The organism is Streptococcus sp. KHUD_016 (genome assembly GCF_051106465.1).
GTDB lineage: Bacteria > Bacillota > Bacilli > Lactobacillales > Streptococcaceae > Streptococcus.
Genome location: NZ_CP193663.1, coordinates 1,917,134 through 1,934,245, shown reverse-complemented (window position 1 = coordinate 1,934,245; position 17,112 = coordinate 1,917,134). Strand labels below are relative to the sequence as shown.

18 protein-coding genes and 2 pseudogenes are annotated in these 17,112 nt (G+C 42.5%); 16 read left to right on the top strand and 4 right to left on the bottom strand.

Annotated features, from left to right (window positions below):
* Window positions 1–68: 68 nt before the first annotated feature.
* The 7 genes from ACORHV_RS09370 to ACORHV_RS09340 all read left to right on the top strand — a co-directional run bounded on the left by ACORHV_RS09370 (window position 69) and on the right by ACORHV_RS09340 (window position 5,028).
* Entirely contained in the window at window positions 69–923 is an 855-nt protein-coding gene (locus ACORHV_RS09370; protein ID WP_042901935.1) for a VOC family protein, read from the top strand.
* A gap of 311 nt (window positions 924–1,234) precedes the next feature.
* Complete coding sequence (locus ACORHV_RS09365; RefSeq protein ID WP_042901937.1) at window positions 1,235–1,807, top strand: hypothetical protein; 573 nt, start codon at window positions 1,235–1,237, stop codon at window positions 1,805–1,807.
* A gap of 1 nt (window position 1,808) precedes the next feature.
* On the top strand, window positions 1,809–2,477 hold the full coding sequence (locus ACORHV_RS09360) for a hypothetical protein (protein WP_042901939.1): 669 nt from the start codon (window positions 1,809–1,811) through the stop codon (window positions 2,475–2,477).
* A gap of 121 nt (window positions 2,478–2,598) precedes the next feature.
* Window positions 2,599–3,270, top strand: a complete 672-nt coding sequence (locus tag ACORHV_RS09355; protein ID WP_001226099.1) for a hypothetical protein — start codon at window positions 2,599–2,601, stop codon at window positions 3,268–3,270.
* 2 nt (window positions 3,271–3,272) lie between these two features.
* Window positions 3,273–3,935, top strand: coding sequence for a hypothetical protein (locus ACORHV_RS09350; protein ID WP_434398223.1), 663 nt, complete (start codon window positions 3,273–3,275; stop codon window positions 3,933–3,935).
* Between the two features lie 78 nt (window positions 3,936–4,013).
* Complete coding sequence (locus ACORHV_RS09345) at window positions 4,014–4,571, top strand: DUF3592 domain-containing protein (RefSeq protein WP_434398222.1); 558 nt, start codon at window positions 4,014–4,016, stop codon at window positions 4,569–4,571.
* A 199-nt stretch (window positions 4,572–4,770) separates the two neighbouring features.
* Window positions 4,771–5,028, top strand: coding sequence for a metal-sensitive transcriptional regulator (locus tag ACORHV_RS09340; RefSeq protein ID WP_002880547.1), 258 nt, complete (start codon window positions 4,771–4,773; stop codon window positions 5,026–5,028).
* Window positions 5,029–5,250: 222 nt separating this feature from the next.
* Here ACORHV_RS09340 and ACORHV_RS09335 read toward each other — a convergent pair whose 3' ends face one another.
* From ACORHV_RS09335 to ACORHV_RS09325, 3 genes and pseudogenes are all read right to left on the bottom strand, one after another.
* Window positions 5,251–5,547, bottom strand: a complete 297-nt coding sequence (locus tag ACORHV_RS09335; protein WP_000450169.1) for a rhodanese-like domain-containing protein — start codon at window positions 5,545–5,547, stop codon at window positions 5,251–5,253.
* Window positions 5,522–5,887, bottom strand: a pseudogene (locus ACORHV_RS09330) (rhodanese-like domain-containing protein); the annotation flags it as partial. The gene ACORHV_RS09335 and the pseudogene ACORHV_RS09330, both read right to left, overlap by 26 nt.
* A 9-nt stretch (window positions 5,888–5,896) precedes the next feature.
* Entirely contained in the window at window positions 5,897–6,205 is a 309-nt protein-coding gene (locus ACORHV_RS09325) for a rhodanese-like domain-containing protein (protein WP_000468869.1), read from the bottom strand.
* Between the two features lie 176 nt (window positions 6,206–6,381).
* Between ACORHV_RS09325 and ACORHV_RS09320 the strand changes: the two genes are divergently transcribed.
* The gene (locus tag ACORHV_RS09320) at window positions 6,382–6,945 is read left to right on the top strand and encodes a sugar O-acetyltransferase (RefSeq protein WP_042901942.1); all 564 of its coding nucleotides are present in this window, start codon (window positions 6,382–6,384) and stop codon (window positions 6,943–6,945) included.
* Window positions 6,946–7,229: 284 nt separating this feature from the next.
* Window positions 7,230–8,378, top strand: a complete 1,149-nt coding sequence (locus ACORHV_RS09315) for a carbohydrate-binding domain-containing protein (RefSeq protein ID WP_434398218.1) — start codon at window positions 7,230–7,232, stop codon at window positions 8,376–8,378.
* A 61-nt stretch (window positions 8,379–8,439) separates the two neighbouring features.
* On the opposite strand, the pseudogene ACORHV_RS09310 reads toward ACORHV_RS09315, so the two are convergent.
* Window positions 8,440–8,574, bottom strand: a pseudogene (locus ACORHV_RS09310) (low temperature requirement protein A); the annotation flags it as partial.
* A 228-nt stretch (window positions 8,575–8,802) separates the two neighbouring features.
* Here ACORHV_RS09310 and ACORHV_RS09305 point away from each other — a divergent pair.
* The 7 genes from ACORHV_RS09305 to ACORHV_RS09275 all read left to right on the top strand — a co-directional run bounded on the left by ACORHV_RS09305 (window position 8,803) and on the right by ACORHV_RS09275 (window position 17,100).
* Window positions 8,803–9,519, top strand: coding sequence for an ABC transporter ATP-binding protein (locus tag ACORHV_RS09305; protein ID WP_042901944.1), 717 nt, complete (start codon window positions 8,803–8,805; stop codon window positions 9,517–9,519).
* Between the two features lies 1 nt (window position 9,520).
* A complete protein-coding gene (locus ACORHV_RS09300) occupies window positions 9,521–10,603 on the top strand; it encodes an ABC transporter permease (RefSeq protein ID WP_434398216.1) in 1,083 nt (360 codons plus the stop codon).
* A gap of 39 nt (window positions 10,604–10,642) precedes the next feature.
* On the top strand, window positions 10,643–11,266 hold the full coding sequence (locus ACORHV_RS09295; RefSeq protein WP_000361929.1) for a TetR/AcrR family transcriptional regulator: 624 nt from the start codon (window positions 10,643–10,645) through the stop codon (window positions 11,264–11,266).
* Between the two features lie 284 nt (window positions 11,267–11,550).
* Window positions 11,551–12,315 carry a nucleoside phosphorylase gene (locus tag ACORHV_RS09290; RefSeq protein WP_000615016.1) on the top strand — a complete coding sequence of 255 codons (765 nt, stop codon included), beginning with the start codon at window positions 11,551–11,553 and terminating at the stop codon, window positions 12,313–12,315.
* A 33-nt stretch (window positions 12,316–12,348) separates the two neighbouring features.
* The gene (locus tag ACORHV_RS09285; protein ID WP_434398213.1) at window positions 12,349–13,728 is read left to right on the top strand and encodes a TrkH family potassium uptake protein; all 1,380 of its coding nucleotides are present in this window, start codon (window positions 12,349–12,351) and stop codon (window positions 13,726–13,728) included.
* Between the two features lie 13 nt (window positions 13,729–13,741).
* Complete coding sequence (locus ACORHV_RS09280; RefSeq protein ID WP_038806509.1) at window positions 13,742–14,407, top strand: potassium channel family protein; 666 nt, start codon at window positions 13,742–13,744, stop codon at window positions 14,405–14,407.
* 158 nt (window positions 14,408–14,565) lie between these two features.
* Window positions 14,566–17,100, top strand: a complete 2,535-nt coding sequence (locus tag ACORHV_RS09275) for an SSURE domain-containing protein (RefSeq protein ID WP_434398210.1) — start codon at window positions 14,566–14,568, stop codon at window positions 17,098–17,100.
* The last annotated feature ends 12 nt before the right edge of the window (window positions 17,101–17,112 follow it).

Below are 17,112 nucleotides of genomic sequence, written 5' to 3'. Positions count from 1 at the left end.
TGACATTTTATCTCAATAGTGTATAATTGATGTAATGCATAAAGTTACAACAAAAAAGGAGACACCCTATGACTTATGCATACCAAAGCCACATTTATCTAGCAGAGGCGGTTTTAAATGTCAAGGATTTGACGAGTCAAACGGCTTTTTATCACCAGATTATTGGCTTGGAGATTTTATCTCAAACAGAGACAGAAGCGATTTTGGGACTTGGTCGAAAAGCCTTGGTTCACTTGATTCAGGCAGAAAAGTCTGGCGAAGTAAGGGGGCATTATGGGCTCTACCATCTGGCGATTTTGTTGCCGACACGAAAAGCCTTGGCAGATGTCTTGAAACACCTAAGTGATTTGCGGATTCCTCTGGTTGGGGGTGCAGATCATGGATACAGCGAGGCTATTTATCTAGAGGATTTGGAAGGGAATGGCATTGAACTCTACCGTGATAAGCCAGTGTCTTCATGGGATATTCGAGAAGACGGTCGCATTATCGGTGTGACCGAAGCCCTTGCGGCACAGGACATCTATGAGTTAGGGGAAAAGGTGGATCCCTTTATCCTAGCTGAAGGGACGAGAATGGGGCATATCCATCTATCGGTGAAGGATAGTCGTGAGGCGAGCCAGTTTTATCAAAAGGTGTTAGGACTAGAAGATAAATTTAGCATTCCTAGTGCTAGTTGGATAGCGGCTGGTCAGTACCATCACCACCTGGCTGTCAACGAATGGGCTGGAAAAGGTCTGGCTCCGCGTGAGCAAGGCTTGTCAGGCTTGGCCTACTATGTCCTTGAGGTCGAAAGCAAGGAAGAACTCTTGAACATCGTTAAGCAAGCACAAGAGCTAGAAGCACCGATCAAATGGCTAAATTCGAGTGAACTGGATCTTGTAGACCCAGATGGGATTGTGACCCGCATTCGCTTGGCACGATGAAACGAGGAAAACACATTATTTATTTTAGAGACATAGGAAAAGGCGGACAAGCTCGCATTCTGTTTTTAGAATGTGGATTTGTTCGCTTTTTTATGAAATGACGAAGCCTTTCTTGGCCCTAGCAAAGGTATCTGCCGGGGATATTTTCCCTTTTCTGGGGGTTCATGCTATAATACTAATAAACTTTTCTTTCTCTAGGAAGGCAAATGCTAAAAATCGGCTAGACTGCTGGCAATTGTTGTCACGATGCTTTTTAGAGAAAGTAGGACTTTGTTTGAACATCCGTATTGAGTTTAGGAAATGGTAATAAGATGGACACAAGTGTAAAAAATTTAATCAGTAAGGGCCCTCTGGAGGACTCTTTTATCTATTATGATTTGGGGAATCAAGTATTCTACAGTGCAAAACAAGGCATGAATTATTCAGCCATTGCAGCCCCTATTGCAATCTATTCCTTGCAACGGCTGTCAAAGTTGCTCAACCAAACCTTTGGAGATGTCTCCTCCCCTTTCAATCTGATTTTCTTTATCCTGATGTCTCTGTTTTTGGTTTTCGGGACCATTCTCCTTGCCAAATCTACCCGACGCAACATGAAGACAGATAGATTTAGAAAAGTCCGGCTCACAAAAGCCAATATCAAAACACTTAGGAGAAAATCTAGGGCGTTGACAGTAGTTGGCTACATTTTTGTTTTAATAACGATTTTTTCAGCCTATCGTTATCTGGCTGTTTCTGATTTTCAATTTTTAATTATGTACATGTTAGGGATTGGTATTCTTACATATATAGTTTATGATTTTCGGATGAAAACGCGCAAACGATTGTTCAAGGAGCTGATGGAGACATTACAGGACGGTAGCCGAGGGAAAGAGGGAGAAATGTAAGATGAGAAAAATCATTTATATAGGCCAAGGATGCCAGCAATCCGTCTACTATAACACAAAGACGAGAGAGGCTTTAGCGACAGAATCTAGCGCCTCGTCAGAAACCGACGGTGCCATCAGTTCAAAGAAATCCAAGTGGCCTTGGGTTGTCTTCTTTATTTTCTTGCTAGTTGCTATTATCGGTATTTGGATTCGTTCCTTGCTAGCGCCCTTTAGATTGAGTGAGTGGATGGCACCTATCCATCTAGCCGCTATCCTTTTCGTTTTTATCGGAAGTGTTTATGGATTTGAAAAACTGTTCTACAGTGGGGCCAAGTCGCTTGTCCCAGCAAGTGAAGAGCAGTTTAAAGAAGCGGTTGAAAGTAGTAAATTTTGGAGGAAGTCACCAGATAAGGAACCAACAGTCGATAAAATCATCTTGTATCTATTTGTTATCCTCGTTCTTCTATTTGTTTTTGTTATTGTTGTGTTCTTTGTCATACCTGGGACTTTCATTCCTTTCTATGAACAGGAATGGTTTGAGCCGTCCATGTTCATGGTACCAATCGGAGCAACGATCGTTCCAATTAGCGTGGTTCTTCTACTATTTCAAAACAATCCAATCCGCTGGCTGTTAGCCGTACGAAAATACAAGCAGGGAAAAGTATTATTTAGGGAAGAGAAGAACTAGAAACACGAGAGAAACGCTATTACCATTACCAGTGGTTGGTGATGGTGATGTTTTATCAACAACCTATGATAAAATTGAAGTTTCTGATTATAGTGATTAGTGAAAACTGTGGTGATTTTATATGAGAAAAATAATTTTTATTGGACAGAGCGGTGATAAGGCCGTTTACTATAATACGCGAACAAAAGAGGCTCTTGTAGCAGATAAGAGTGCCTTGTTAAATACAGAAGGGGCTAGGAGATCGAATAGGGGGATTGCTCCTTTAATTGCTATATTCTCTTTGTTAGGTTTACTCGGAGGATTTGTTGCAATACCAATTTTCTCAGGCCTTCGTTATAATAGTGGGATGGTTCCTATTTTTATTCTTTGTCTTTCCTTTATCCTATTTGGATTTATATGGATGATGGAAGTCGCCTTATATAAAGGAGTGAAACGAGTCCAAGGAGCAACAAAGAAAGAGTTTAAAGAAGCAGTTTATTCAAATTTGTTCTGGGAAAATTTTAGTGAGAAAAAAGCGACGTTTGCGAAAATGTTGGCTTTTATGATTGTCATGCTACTAGTTTTTATGACTACTATAGTAATATTTGCTGCTGCAATTCCGGGCACTATTGACTCATTCAATAAGCAAGAGGCATTTGATATACAAATCTTTTTCTCGCCTTTAGCAGGTCTCTTTCCTGCCTTGTTGTACCTTTTCTTATTCCAAAACAACCCTATCCGCTGGTTCTTAGCTGTGCGAAAATATGAACAGGGGAAAGTGATATTTAATGAAGAAATAGAAAAGAGAGGATGATAATGTCACAAGAGAGATATTTGCAGATCAAAAAAGAGCATCAAGTTCGTAAGTTTGTGGGGCGTTTCCTCTTCATTCTTCTCGCTATACTCGATGTTCTACTGGTATCAAGTCATTCCAATTATGTCCCGCTTGTAACGGTGGCTATGGTAACGATTGTGCCTTTTAATCATTTTCTACTTGGTCCTCTTAGGAGACAGAAAAAAGCTATAGAAAAAGAGCATCCAGAATGGAAAATACTCAGTACGAAGGGAGTAAAGGTTCCCTCGGCTGAAGCCAATAAAAGAACCTTGGCTGGTATTGGGATTTTGATGGCCTTGCTGTTGTCTTTTGGGCTATTCTATAAACCTGTGCAACAGCCGAACGACCAAGTAAACAAGCCGCCTAAGCTTGATTCTAAAACGCCTGAAACGTCCAAGCCTTCTGAGTCTGAGTCGTCTAGCTCCTCTAAGGCCAAAGAATCCAGTTCCTCAGAGTCGAAATCCTCGTCTTCGACTGAACAAAGTTCTAAAACCGAAAGTTCAGGAACAAAGCCGTCAAAAAGCGAATCCAATAATCCATATTACCAGATTCCAGGACTTACTGATGAACAGGTGAGAGATATCATATCAAAATCTGTGAAAGATTTGAGAGAAAAACAGTCAAAAGAAAAATCCGAAGAGTAGACTCGAGGGATTCGATACCGATTCTGGACGAGTGAGTTCTTTGGGATTTTATTCTATAGAATAACTGGAGGAGTTCATATGACTAAAGAAGTGATTGGTTTGATAGTTGGGACAGTCGTCACTCTCCTATCTTTTGTGTTTGTATGTGGGACCTTTCTCTACCTCTATCTTCGAGATCGGAAGATGGTACGGCTTGCCCAGTCATCTGTAGAGGGAACGGTTGTTGGCTATAGTCGTTTTCGTGAGGGTTATCCACCTATCGTTGAATACACGGTGGATGGGATTACTTATAAGAAAACCTTGCAGTATTTTATGATCAAAACGGTCACGACTCCGTGGGGGCCTACTAAGGTTTCAAATGATTATACAAGAGAAGATATGCTAGCGCCTTCGATCACTCGCTACAGCAACTCCTTTGTTTCCTTCAAACGCTTGATGCAGACCCATTTCCCCCTTCATTCGGAACTGACGGTCTGGTATGATCCAGACAAGCCGACCAGGGCCTATGTCGAACGTTACAGCGGAATGGACAAGTTTTACAAGTGGTTTGGTATCGGATTTGGGCTGGCTCTAGTTCTAGTCTATGGGATAGTGATCCTAGCCTTTTTGTCCAATTTGTCCAAGATATACGCATAAAGGTCAGTTGGTTGAAAGGAAACGTGACTTCCCATCGAGCTTCAAGGAGGACAGAGTTTCTTTTCCATTTCCATGCTTATCAATCTTTTCTATCTGATACAGAGGAGAGGTTGCCTCCTACAAATACAGACAGGAAGTGAATTTTGACAAAGCCCCTTATTCGAGATATAATGAAGAAAAAGTGACCAAGGATAAATTAATGACAAACTCAAAGTACATCACACGCCTGAAACGTTCAGAGGGCCAGTTGCGTGGGATTCAAAAGATGATTGAAGAAGATCGTGACTGCGCAGATATTGTTACGCAGTTGACAGCAGTGAAATCTAGCGTTGAGCGCGTGATTGAGATGATCATTACTGAAAATCTCACTGACTGCATCAACCAACCATTAGATGACCCCGAGGCTCAAAAGGAACGCCTAGAAAAGGCCATCCGATACCTGATTAAACGGAAGTAAACTAATTTGCTATTGATAAACAATGCAGACAAAGTCATTTAAGTCTATTTCGATAAAAAAATCATGTCAGACAAACGGATGAGTTCCCCCAATACCAATGAGAAAACCTCTTTTTAGATACCATCAATGTGTTTCGTTTTTTAGAAGCGACGGGCTACGAGCCCTATATCAGTGGGTTGCAGAAATGAAAAAACCGATTAAGTTCCTTAATCGGTTTTTTGCTTATTCTACTTGACCGGGCCAAGCATTCATACCACCTTCTACATTGATAACGGTGAGGCCTTGGGCGCTTAGAAATTCACAAGCAGATGCGGAACGGACTCCACCTTGACAGATGACATGATATTCCTGGTCAGGTTTGAGTTCTTTGTAACCTTGCTCCAAGGTACTTAACGGAAGATTTCTTGCTCCTGGTGCATGTCCTGCTTGGAATTCATGCACCTCACGTACATCGATAAGGTTTAGATTTTCATTTAGGTATTTTTCATAAAAGTCAGCCATGCTGATACTCGTTTCCATATTCGACTCCTTCTGGATTAGCCATTTTATATAGTGAATAAGCGCCATCAAGGTTTTGGACGGCAAATCCTGCCTGCTGGAGGATACGCTCTGTGATATAGTTGCGCAAAACGCTGTGGCAGCTAAGGATGTAGGCTTGGTTCTTGTCTGGTTCACCCAAGATCTCCCTTAGTTCATTTAGGGGTTATGGATGGTATCGACCTTGGGTAGCTCCCCTGAAATTCGCCACTTGTCCGCACATCTAGGGATTATTTGCCCTTAGTCAGATCGTCTTCGAGCGGACACCTTGGATATTGTCGCTCAGACCTTCGATAAGGTTCAAGGCTGTGTAGCCAATTATTTTATACTTCTAGATGACCTTACCTGTCCAAGCGCTCATACCGCCTCGGACATTGATGACATCGTAGCCTTTTTTCTTAAGCTTTTTCGCAGCTAGTTTGCTTCGTACACCAGAATGACAAATGACATAGAGTGTTTCTTTTGTCGCTGGTGTGTAAGAACCGATTTCCGTTAAAGGAACATTTTTGGCATTTTTGATATGACCTCTACGGAATTCCATAGGCGTCCGAACATCCAGTAGCTGAATCGGTTCCTTAAGTTTAGCTTCTAACTCGCTGGTAGAAATACTGTCAATTTTTGTAAATAATAAGTGAAACATAGGCACCTCCACATATACCCTTATGGGGTATATTAAACCATGAAGTCAAGCTTTTGTCAAGCAAGTTGTTTTGACTTAGGAGAGGGATTCGTTTCGAGAGTCTAGAAAGCAGGCCATTCTTGACCTTTCGGAGGCTTTTTGATATGATGGGGCCAAAGTAAGTATGAGGTGATAAGATGGCTAGCGAATACCAGAAAATGATAGCAGGGGAGCCTTACCGTCCGTCGGACCCAGAATTACGGGTCTTGGCGCAGGCTTCTCGCCAAAAACAGGCTGCCTTTAACAAGGAAGAGGATCCCTTGAAGGGAGCTGAAATCATCAAGACTTGGTTTGGCTCAACTGGGCAAAATCTCTATGTCAATCCACGTCTGGTGGTCGATTATGGGGTCAATATCCATCTAGGGGAAAATTTTTATTCTAATTGGAACTTGACCATGCTGGATGTTTGTCCGATTCGCATTGGGAACAACGCCATGCTTGGCCCCAACTGTCAGTTTTTAACCCCACTCCATCCACTGGATCCGCATGAACGCAATTCAGGGGTCGAATACGGCAAGCCCATCACCATTGGAGATAATTTCTGGGCTGGAGGTGGGGTTATTGTCCTTTCTGGGGTGACATTAGGAAATAACGTGGTGGCAGGAGCGGGGGCCGTGATTACCAAGTCCTTTGGAGACAATGTCGTCCTAGCTGGCAATCCTGCGCGTGTTATCAAGGAAATCCAAGTAAAAGAAAACTAAAAAGAACAGCCTGGGCTGTTCTTTTTATGAGCTTTAGTCTTATAAATTTTTCTTCTTTTTGGCTTTCTTGGTCAAGGAGATATCGCACTGGGGAATCTTGGTTTAAAAAATCTATTAAAGGTATTTTAGCGTTCAAAAATTGTTTTTAGCAGTCCTTTCTAAAAATTACTAGGCGAAATCTAATCCAAACTAAATTTAAGGAAACTTTCAGAAAAGTTTTAGTTTCGTTTCAGGAATCTTCTGTAGACTGTCTAGCTATATCATACGAAGGAGAGGAAAAAGGTATGAAATCAAAAAAATGGACCCTACTCGCAACGAGTTTAACGGCAATAGTGCTGATGGCAGCATGTGCCCAGTCAACAACTACATCCAATACCAATGCAACGACAAATAGTGCCACAACAACTGCAACAAAGACAAATCAATTATCCTATTTTACAGAGAAGGACAATGATACTTCTTATGACGAAAGCACAGCTTCTAAGATTGAACTATCTGGCTTATCAGCAAACGTCTCTGGAGATGGGGTGACAGTCTCTGAATCAACCGTGACCATCGCAAAATCTGGAACCTATGTGATTTCAGGTCAGTCTGACGGAGTGCAGATCAAGGTCGAGGCAGATGAGTCGGCAGATGTTCATCTAGTCCTAAAAGGTGCGACCATGACCAATGCCAATGCAGCAATTTCTGCGACATCAGCCGGTCATGTCTATCTGACTTTGGCAGAAGGAACCACCAACAGTCTCTCTGACTCAAGCTCCAACAGCGACGAAAAAGCTGATGCAGCTTTCTTTTCTAAGGTGGATTTGACCATCAACGGGAAAGGAACTCTCAATGTAGATGGCAAGAAGAACAACGGTATCAAGGCTAATGACACTCTCCACATCACGGGCGGAACCTATAACATCACAGCAGTTGGCGATGCCTTTAATGTCAATGATGAACTCAACATCACTGGTACGACTATGACCATCGATGCCAAAGAAGATGGCATCCACGCTTCTGGAGACCTGGTTATCGATAGTGGTACCTACACCGTCAAGAATTCGACAGAAGGACTTGAAGGTAAGTCAATCACTATCAACGGTGGGGACATTAGCATCTATTCGACAGATGATGGGGTCAACGCAGCTAATAAAAACGCCCAACAGAGTGAAATCTTCTTCACCATGAACGGTGGGAACCTGACAGTAGAAGTCGGTCAAGGAGACACAGACCCAATCGACTCAAACGGCAATATCACAGTTACAGGCGGAACCATTAAAATGACTGGTCAAACAGGTTTTGACTTTGATGGAACAGCGACCTACACAGGTGGAGATATCTATCTCAACGGTGAAAAACAAACGGAAATTGTCAACTCTATGCCTGGAGGTGGTGGACCAAATGGAGGCCCTCAAGGTGGCGGTCCAGCCCCTGGCGGACAAGGATAAAAAAGAATCTCCTTTCTCGAAAGAGAAGGGAGAGTTTTTGTGTTTGAGAGATGGATTGTAGCTAAAACAACTCCCAATTAGGTCTTGAAAATTTCTTAGTCTGTTTCATATAAAAATGAGTAAAATGAATTTCCATCGCCAAGGTCATTAGAGTTGCGATAGCAATGACGATGGTAGGATTGGCTGAGAAAAGCAGAGGAAGAATAGGCCTTTAAAAAGTGGACAGGAAAGACCATTTCAGAGTATCGAGAAGAGATTTAGAAACAGCTCTAAAAGCAATAGCTATCCATTATAAGCATCAGATAATAATATCTGGTGCTTTATTTTTAAAAAAATTCAGATTTTTTCTTGACAAGTGAGTGATTACTCACTACAATAGGTTTATATTTAGCAAGTGAGTACCCACTCACCTAGGAGGAAGCATATGAAAAAATTGCTACATTTACAAGATTTAGTAAAATCTTTTGACCAACAAATAGTTCTGAATCATGTCAGCTTTGAATTGCAGCTAGGAGAAATTATAGGATTAATTGGTCCGTCTGGTGCTGGTAAATCAACTATGATTAAGACTACGTTAGGAATGGAAAAGGCTGATGGAGGCCTAGCTTTAGTGTTAAATCACACTATGCCCAATCGTCATATTTTAGGAGATATTGGCTATATGGCCCAATCAGATGCTTTATACGAGTCCTTGTCTGGTCAAGAAAATCTGGAATTTTTTGGTCAGCTAAAGGGGCTTTCTAAAAAAGACCTAAAGGCGGAAATTGCTCATATAGCTCAAGTAGTAGATCTGACAGACTACTTAAACAAGGCGGTATCTGGTTATTCTGGAGGAATGAAACGGCGTTTGTCTCTTGCTATCGCGCTGTTGGGAAATCCTCAACTCTTGATTTTGGACGAACCGACAGTTGGAATCGACCCTTCTCTTCGAAAGAAAATCTGGAAAGAATTATTCGCGCTTAGAGACAATGGGGTAGGGATATTAGTTACTACCCATGTTATGAATGAAGCAGAGTTGACGGATAAGGTCGGCTTATTATTAGGCGGAAAAATCATTGCTTTTGATACACCGCAACACTTAAAAGAAAGTTATCAAGTTTCAAGTATTGAAGAAGTATTTTTAAAAGCAGAAGGTGAGTAAAATGAGAACAATAGCGATTGCAAAAAAAGTCATCAAAGAATTACTTCGTGACAAACGAACTCTAGCCCTGATGTTTATAGCACCTGTTTTTATCATGTGGTTGATGAACCTCATGTTTTCAGCTAGTACAACCGTGAATGTCAAGTTAGCGACACAAGATCTACCAACTGGTTTGGTAACGAAAATGGATGAGCTTGATCATGTGGACATCGAGACTTATCAAGACTTAGATCAGGCCAAAGAAGCGCTAGCAAATGAAAAAGTCGATGCTGTGATTTCTTATAAAGACGGTGAGTATCAGGTCGACTACGCAAATACAGATGCCTCCAAGACATCTATGATACGACAAGTGTTACGAACAAGTATCGCCAGTGAAGGCACCGATCAGTTACTATCTCGTGTCAAACAAGCTCTTCCACAATTGGACTCGGACGCAAAAACACCAGAAATCAAGGAGTCTTATCAGTATGGAGATGAAAATACAAGCTTCTTTACCAGTATGATTCCGGTTTTGATAGGTTTTGTAGTTTTCTTCTTTGTCTTTTTGATTTCAGGTATGGCGCTTTTGAAAGAGCGCACCAGTGGAACACTAGAACGTTTGTTAGCAACACCAGTGAAACGATCTGAAATCGTCTATGGCTATATGTTGTCTTACGGTATTATTGCGATTTTTCAAACGGCAGTTGTCGTCTTAGCAGCAATTTGGCTACTAGATGTAGAAGTTGTAGGAAATATTTTAAATGTTATAATAGTTAATGTGGTACTGGCTCTTGTAGCACTAGCTTTTGGAATTCTCTTGTCTACTCTAGCAAAATCAGAATTCCAAATGATGCAATTTATTCCTCTCGTGATTATGCCCCAACTTTTTTTCTCAGGAATTATTCCATTGTCATCCATGGGAGAATGGGCTCCAACTGTGGGGAAATTTTTGCCATTAACCTATTCTGGTGATGCAATAAGCCAGATTATTCTTTACGGACACAATCTTGGTGATATTTTGCCAAATCTTGGTGTTTTAATGATTTTCTTGATCATTTTAACAATTCTCAATATTGTTGGATTGCGTCGTTATCGTAAAGTTTAGAAATCAACATAAATAATGCTAAAAAGGTGTGAAGATTAGATGGATAAGACTGTTTTTGAATCGTTTGAAGATTACTTAGAAGAAGCGAATTACCCTCAAGGAAAGAAAAAAATCATGCAGGCAGCAGTGGATCTCATATCAACTAGGAGTTACCATGGGACCTCAACTCTTCACATAGCTGAGCGTGCTGGACTAAGCCAGGCAACTTTGTTTAAGTATTTTAAGACGAAGGATGATCTACTGACGGCTATTTTACATCCTGTAGTCCCAAGCATTTTCGGTAGTTTTTTTGAGGAACTCTTAGCTTTTGAAACGACAGAAGAGAGGGTTCGTTATCTCGTCCACGATCGTATGAGCTATCTCAAAAAAAATCGTGCTTTGATGAAAATCATTCTGCAGGAGAGTTTTTCAAATAAGAAACTAAAAAATGAACAGATTTTTATCTGGAATGCTATTCAAGATAAACTTCGAGTGCTTCATAAGGAATTGCTAGCAGATCCACGTGTAAATCCAGAGATAACGATTCCTCAAATGGTTCGTATTTGTGTTGGTCCATTGTTGGCTTACTTCGCTCAACTTTATATCGTTAGCGACAACGGAGAAATAAAGGAAGAGGACCTAGACTTATTAGAAAAACAGATTTTGGGTGCTTTGTGGAAATAGAGTAGGCCTAGACAAAATGGAGGCTAGATTCTATTGGTTTGGCTTCTTGCACAAGATAATATAAAAGGGTATATATTGCCTGATGCAGATTCGTGCTTTTTTATTGTTGAATTTGCTATTTTGGTGATAGTTCTCAATCACTTTACTAAAACAGAAACCGACCTCTCCAGCAGAGCAACGATTTCTTAAATGTATGGAAGAGGAGTTTTCTGGCTTGCTAAAGACAACTCCTTGACACTTCGTCAGCTTTTGATACAATAGTACAAAATTAGAGGAGGTGGGCTATGATTCAGAAACATGCGATTCCCATTTTGGAGTTTGATGACAATCCCCAGGCGGTCCTTATGCCAACACATGAGGGATTGGACTTAAAGTTGCCAAAAAAGTGCATCTATGCATTTTTGGAGGAAGAGATTGACCGCTACGCTCAGGAAGCAGGAGCGGACTGTGTTGGTGAGTTCGTTTCTGCCACCAAGGCTTATCCAGTCTATGTCATCAACTACAAGGGTGAGACGATTTGTCTAACCCAGGCGCCCGTGGGTTCTGCCCCAGCTGCCCAGTTTATGGATTGGTTGATTGGCTATGGTGTGGAGCAAATCATTTCCACTGGAACCTGTGGCGTCCTAGCCGATATAGAGGAAAATGCCTTTCTCGTCCCTGTTCGCGCTCTGCGAGATGAGGGGACCAGCTACCATTATGTAGCGCCTTCTCGTTATATGGAGATGCAGATTGAGGCTGTCTCTGCCATTGAGCAAGTTTTGGAGCAAAGAGGCATTCCTTATGAGGAAGTTATGACCTGGACGACAGATGGTTTTTACCGAGAGACGGCTGAAAAGGTTGCCTATCGCAAGGAAGAAGGCTGCGCTGTTGTGGAGATGGAGTGCTCTGCTCTTGCGGCAGTGGCTCAGCTACGTGGTGTTGTCTGGGGAGAATTGCTCTTTACTGCAGATTCCTTAGCGGATCTGGACAACTACGACAGTCGTGACTGGGGCTCAGAAGCTTTTGATAAGGCACTCGAACTCTGTCTTGCCATTGTGCACCACATGTGAGTGTTCTGACTGTTTTTATGGTAGAATGTAGTTATGTTATTCAAATCTTTTTTGGAAAAAATCAAGACGATACTGGGACGCTTGTCGCCAGCCCGTCGCATCTTTTTAAGTTTTGCCCTAGTAATCTTCTTGGGTTCTCTCCTTTTAAGTCTCCCCTTTGTGCAAGCAGAAACGTCACAAGCGACCTACTTTGACCATCTCTTTACGACCGTGTCCATGGTCTGTGTGACAGGGCTTTTCACTCTGCCAGTGGCTTCGACTTATAATATCTGGGGCCAGTTGATCTGTATGATTTTGATCCAGATTGGTGGTTTGGGGCTCATGACCTTTATCGGAATCTTTTATATCCAAGGCAAGCAAAAGCTCAGCCTTCGTGGTCGTGAGACTATTCAAGAAAGTTTCAGTTATGGAGAAACCCAGTCCTTAAAGGATTTTATCCGCTCGATCTTTCTGACGACTTTTTTGGTGGAAGGGATCGGTGCCTTTCTCCTGAGTTTCCGCTTTATTCCTGAATTTGGCTGGGGACGAGGGGTGTTAACCTCTATCTTTTTGGCTGTTTCAGCTTTCTGTAATGCTGGATTTGATAATTTTGGAAGTACGAGTTTGCTAGCCTTTCAAACGGACCCCTTGATCAATCTAGTGATTGCAGGTTTGATTATCACTGGTGGTCTAGGATTTATGGTCTGGTTTGACCTAGCGACCCAGATTGGGAAAAAGAAAAAACGCCGCCTGCGTTTCCATACCAAGTTAGTTCTCTTTTTAACTACGGGAATTCTGCTCTTTGGAACTGTATCGACTCTCTTAATTGAGTGGAACAATCCTGGAACGATTGGAAATCTCAGCGCTCCAGAGAAATTGCTGGTTAGTTTCTTTCAGACCGTCAGCATGAGAACGGCAGGCTTTGCTTCCATTGACTACACCCAGGCTCGACCAGTTACCTTACTGATCTACATCCTACAGATGTTTCTGGGCGGGGCACCTGGAGGGACAGCAGGGGGGCTCAAGATTACGACCTTCTTTGTCTTGTTGGTCTTTGCTCGTAGCGAACTATTGGGCTTGCCTCATGCCAATGTGGCTCGGAGGACCATTGAACCCCGAACCGTGCAAAAATCTTTCAGTGTCTTTATTATCTTCTTGCTAACTTTCTTGCTGGGCTTGATCCTGCTAGGAATAACAGCAGAGGGAAATCCGCGCTTTATCTACCTCATGTTTGAGACCATTTCAGCCCTTGCGACAGTTGGGGTGACGGCAAATTTAACACCAGAGCTAGGCAAGATAGCCCTCAGTATCGTGATGTTGTTGATGTTTATCGGCCGTATTGGTCCCTTGACACTACTGGTCAGTGTAGCAGAATACCAGCCAGACAAGAAAGATACGATTCACTATATGAAAGCAGATATCACTATCGGATAAGAAAGGAAGAACGATGTCAGATCGGACAATTGGAATTTTAGGCTTGGGAATTTTTGGGAGCAGTGTTTTGGCTGCCCTAGCCAAGCATGACATGAATATCATTGCTATTGATGACCACGAGGAACGCATTAATCAATTTGAACCTGTGCTGGCGCGTGGGGTAGTTGGAGATATCACGGATGAAGAACTCCTTCTATCAGCGGGGATTGACACCTGTGATACCGTAGTTGTCGCAACGGGTGAAAATCTGGAGTCCAGTGTTCTCGCGGTTATGCACTGCAAGAGTCTAGGAGTGCCGACTGTTATTGCCAAGGTCAAAAGTCATACAGCTAAAAAGGTTCTAGAAAAAATCGGGGCAGACGCAGTCATCTCACCAGAGTTTGAAATGGGACGCTCATTGGCACAGACCATCCTCTTTCATAACAGCGTAGACGTCTTTCAGCTAGACAAGAATGTATCGATTGTCGAGATGAAAATCCCTCAATCGTGGGTAGGTAAAAGTCTCAGTCAGCTAGATTTACGTGGGCGATACAACCTCAACGTACTTGGCTTTCGTGCCTACGAAAATGCTCCTCTGGATGTCCAATTTGGACCCAATGACCTCTTGCAGGCAGATGCCTACATCATGGCCGTCATTAATAACCAACATTTGGACACCTTGGCAGAGCTAAGTGAGTAGGAGAGGAAGGGCACTCTCTTTCCAAATAATTAACGAGTCAATATAAGTATTTTATAAGAGGGATTTAAGAAAAATTTTAACTTTTTCTTAATCCTTTTTAATTTTAGGAGATTATACTAGAGTCATCAAAAAAAAAAGAAAACTCTAAGGAGAATCCTATGAAATTCAATCCAAATCAGAGATATACTCGTTGGTCTATTCGCCGTCTCAGTGTCGGTGTTGCTTCAGTTGTTGTGGCTAGTGGCTTCTTTGTCCTAGTCGGTCAACCAAGTTCTGCACGCGCTGATATCGTCAATCCGACTCCTGCCCAAGTCGTGCCAGACGCAACTTCGGTGAGTGAAAAGAGCGACTTACCAGCAGAGATTCTCAAAAAAGCAGTCGATGTAGCTCTTCCTTCAGAACAGTCTATTCCAACACCTAAAGCAAGTGTGGATACGACAAGCTCTTCAGAAAAAGCGGACGCAACTGCTAAAGAGCCGGCAGTAGCGCCAAAAGAAGAAGTACAAGCACAACCTGACTCTAAGAAACAAACAGAAGATGCAGTTAAACCTGTGGAAAGTCCTGCGCCTACAGTTTCTGGACAAGACCGTGAAGCTAGTGAAGCGCAACCAGCGACCACCCCAGCTGAAGTACAAAAAGGTGTGGCTGACAATACAAAAGATACAGTAGATGTCCCAGCTAGCTACCTTGACAAAGCCAATTTCCCAGGACCATTTACAGCTGGTGTCAATCAAGTCATTCCATATGAATTCTTTGCTGGTGATGGCATGCTGACTCGTCTTATCTTGAAAGCCTCTGATAAGGCTCCATGGTCAGATAACGGAACAGCTAAAAATCCAGCTCTCCCACCAGTAGAGAAATTGGGCAAAGGCCTTTACTTCTATGAAGTGGATTTAGCAGGCACCCAAGGTAAATCTGACAAAGAGCTACTTGACCTCTTGAAACAAAATGGCACGCAAAGCTATAAGGCTACCATCAAAGTGTACGGTGCGAAAGACGGCAAGGCAGACTTGAGCAACCTTGTAGCAACTAAAAATTTGGATGTCAACTTGAATGGTTTGACCACCCCAGCTGAAGTACAAAAAGGTGTGGCTGATAACACCAAAGATACAGTAGATGTTCCGGCTAGCTACCTTGACAAAGCCAATTTCCCAGGACCATTTACAGCCGGTGTCAACCAAGTCATTCCATACGAATTCTTCGCTGGTGACGGCATGTTGACTCGCCTTATCTTGAAAGCATCTGATAAGGCTCCATGGTCAGACAACGGTTCAGCTAAAAATCCCGCCCTTCCACCAGTAGAGAAATTGGGCAAAGGTCTTTACTTCTATGAAGTGGATTTAGCAGGCACCCAAGGAAAATCTGACAAAGAGCTGCTTGACCTTTTGAAACAAAATGGTACACAAAGCTATAAGGCAACCATCAAGGTGTACGGTGCAAAAGACGGCAAGCCTGACTTAACTAACCTGGTAGCGACTAAGGATTTGGATGTTAACTTGAATGGTTTGACCACCCCAGCTGAAGTACAAAAAGGTGTGGCTGACAACACCAAAGACACAGTAGATGTCCCAGCTAGCTACCTTGACAAAGCCAATTTCCCAGGACCATTCACAGCTGGTGTCAACCAAGTCATTCCATACGAATTCTTCGCTGGTGATGGCATGTTGACTCGCCTGATCTTGAAAGCATCCGACAAGGCTCCATGGTCAGACAACGGAACAGCTAAAAATCCCGCTCTCCCACCGGTAGAGAAATTGGGCAAAGGCCTTTACTTCTACGAAGTAGACTTGGCAGGCACCCAAGGAAAATCTGACAAAGAGCTGCTTGACCTTTTGAAACAAAATGGTACACAAAGCTATAAGGCAACCATCAAGGTGTACGGTGCAAAAGACGGCAAGCCTGACTTAACCAATCTCGTAGCGACTAAGGATTTGGCTGTTAATTTGAATGGCTTGACCACACCAAATCAGGTTAAAGAGTCTGTTGTTAACAATGTCAAAGACATGATTGATGTTCCAGCTAGCTACCTTGATAAGGCTAAGGTTCCTGGACCTTTCTTGGCTGGTGTCAACCAAGTTATTCCGTACGAAGCTTTTGGTGGAGATGGTATGTTGACTCGCCTCTTGTTAAAAGCCTCAGACAAAGCCCCATGGTCCGACAACGGAACAGCTAAAAATCCTGCTCTATTGCCACTTGAAGGCTTGGCTAAAGGTCAATATTTCTACGAAGTGGATTTGAATGGCAATACGGTTGGCAAAGATGGTCAGGCCTTGCTGGATCAACTTCGAGCTAACGGAACCCATACATACCTAGCTACTGTTAAAGTCTATGGATCTAAAGATGGCAAACCTGATTTGACCAATCTGATTGCTACTCGTCAAGTAACGATTCAACTTCGTGGAAAAGAAATGGCGACAATACCATCTCAACAAGGTCAGATGAATACGAAGCCTTCTGAAACAGGCTCTACAGGTACGACTGAGGGTGTGATGGGTACAAATAACCATATGTCAGATATGAAAGTAGATCAACCAGCTTCTAGCCCAATGGCTAATATGATGAAAAAAGATGATAAAGCGATGCTACCAAATACTGGGGAAGCTAAAACGGCTACAGCAGGCCTTGGTATCTTTGGTCTAGCCTTGGCAGGTCTTGTTGGACTTTTGGGTTTGACAACCAAACGAGAAGATTAAGATTCAAATCAT

What these genes read in the sequence shown, in the direction of transcription:
- ACORHV_RS09340 (WP_002880547.1), top strand. Translation starts at nt 4,771, where the DNA reads ATGACAAACTCAAAGTACATCACACGCCTGAAACGTTCAGAGGGCCAG.
- ACORHV_RS09285 (WP_434398213.1), top strand. Translation starts at nt 12,349, where the DNA reads ATGTTATTCAAATCTTTTTTGGAAAAAATCAAGACGATACTGGGACGC.
- ACORHV_RS09295 (WP_000361929.1), top strand. Translation starts at nt 10,643, where the DNA reads ATGGATAAGACTGTTTTTGAATCGTTTGAAGATTACTTAGAAGAAGCG.
- ACORHV_RS09290 (WP_000615016.1), top strand. Translation starts at nt 11,551, where the DNA reads ATGATTCAGAAACATGCGATTCCCATTTTGGAGTTTGATGACAATCCC.
- ACORHV_RS09300 (WP_434398216.1), top strand. Translation starts at nt 9,521, where the DNA reads ATGAGAACAATAGCGATTGCAAAAAAAGTCATCAAAGAATTACTTCGT.
- ACORHV_RS09335 (WP_000450169.1), bottom strand. Translation starts at nt 5,547, where the DNA reads ATGGAAACGAGTATCAGCATGGCTGACTTTTATGAAAAATACCTAAAT.
- ACORHV_RS09365 (WP_042901937.1), top strand. Translation starts at nt 1,235, where the DNA reads ATGGACACAAGTGTAAAAAATTTAATCAGTAAGGGCCCTCTGGAGGAC.
- ACORHV_RS09345 (WP_434398222.1), top strand. Translation starts at nt 4,014, where the DNA reads ATGACTAAAGAAGTGATTGGTTTGATAGTTGGGACAGTCGTCACTCTC.
- ACORHV_RS09280 (WP_038806509.1), top strand. Translation starts at nt 13,742, where the DNA reads ATGTCAGATCGGACAATTGGAATTTTAGGCTTGGGAATTTTTGGGAGC.
- ACORHV_RS09275 (WP_434398210.1), top strand. Translation starts at nt 14,566, where the DNA reads ATGAAATTCAATCCAAATCAGAGATATACTCGTTGGTCTATTCGCCGT.
- ACORHV_RS09355 (WP_001226099.1), top strand. Translation starts at nt 2,599, where the DNA reads ATGAGAAAAATAATTTTTATTGGACAGAGCGGTGATAAGGCCGTTTAC.
- ACORHV_RS09370 (WP_042901935.1), top strand. Translation starts at nt 69, where the DNA reads ATGACTTATGCATACCAAAGCCACATTTATCTAGCAGAGGCGGTTTTA.
- ACORHV_RS09350 (WP_434398223.1), top strand. Translation starts at nt 3,273, where the DNA reads ATGTCACAAGAGAGATATTTGCAGATCAAAAAAGAGCATCAAGTTCGT.
- ACORHV_RS09305 (WP_042901944.1), top strand. Translation starts at nt 8,803, where the DNA reads ATGAAAAAATTGCTACATTTACAAGATTTAGTAAAATCTTTTGACCAA.
- ACORHV_RS09360 (WP_042901939.1), top strand. Translation starts at nt 1,809, where the DNA reads ATGAGAAAAATCATTTATATAGGCCAAGGATGCCAGCAATCCGTCTAC.
- ACORHV_RS09320 (WP_042901942.1), top strand. Translation starts at nt 6,382, where the DNA reads ATGGCTAGCGAATACCAGAAAATGATAGCAGGGGAGCCTTACCGTCCG.
- ACORHV_RS09315 (WP_434398218.1), top strand. Translation starts at nt 7,230, where the DNA reads ATGAAATCAAAAAAATGGACCCTACTCGCAACGAGTTTAACGGCAATA.
- ACORHV_RS09325 (WP_000468869.1), bottom strand. Translation starts at nt 6,205, where the DNA reads ATGTTTCACTTATTATTTACAAAAATTGACAGTATTTCTACCAGCGAG.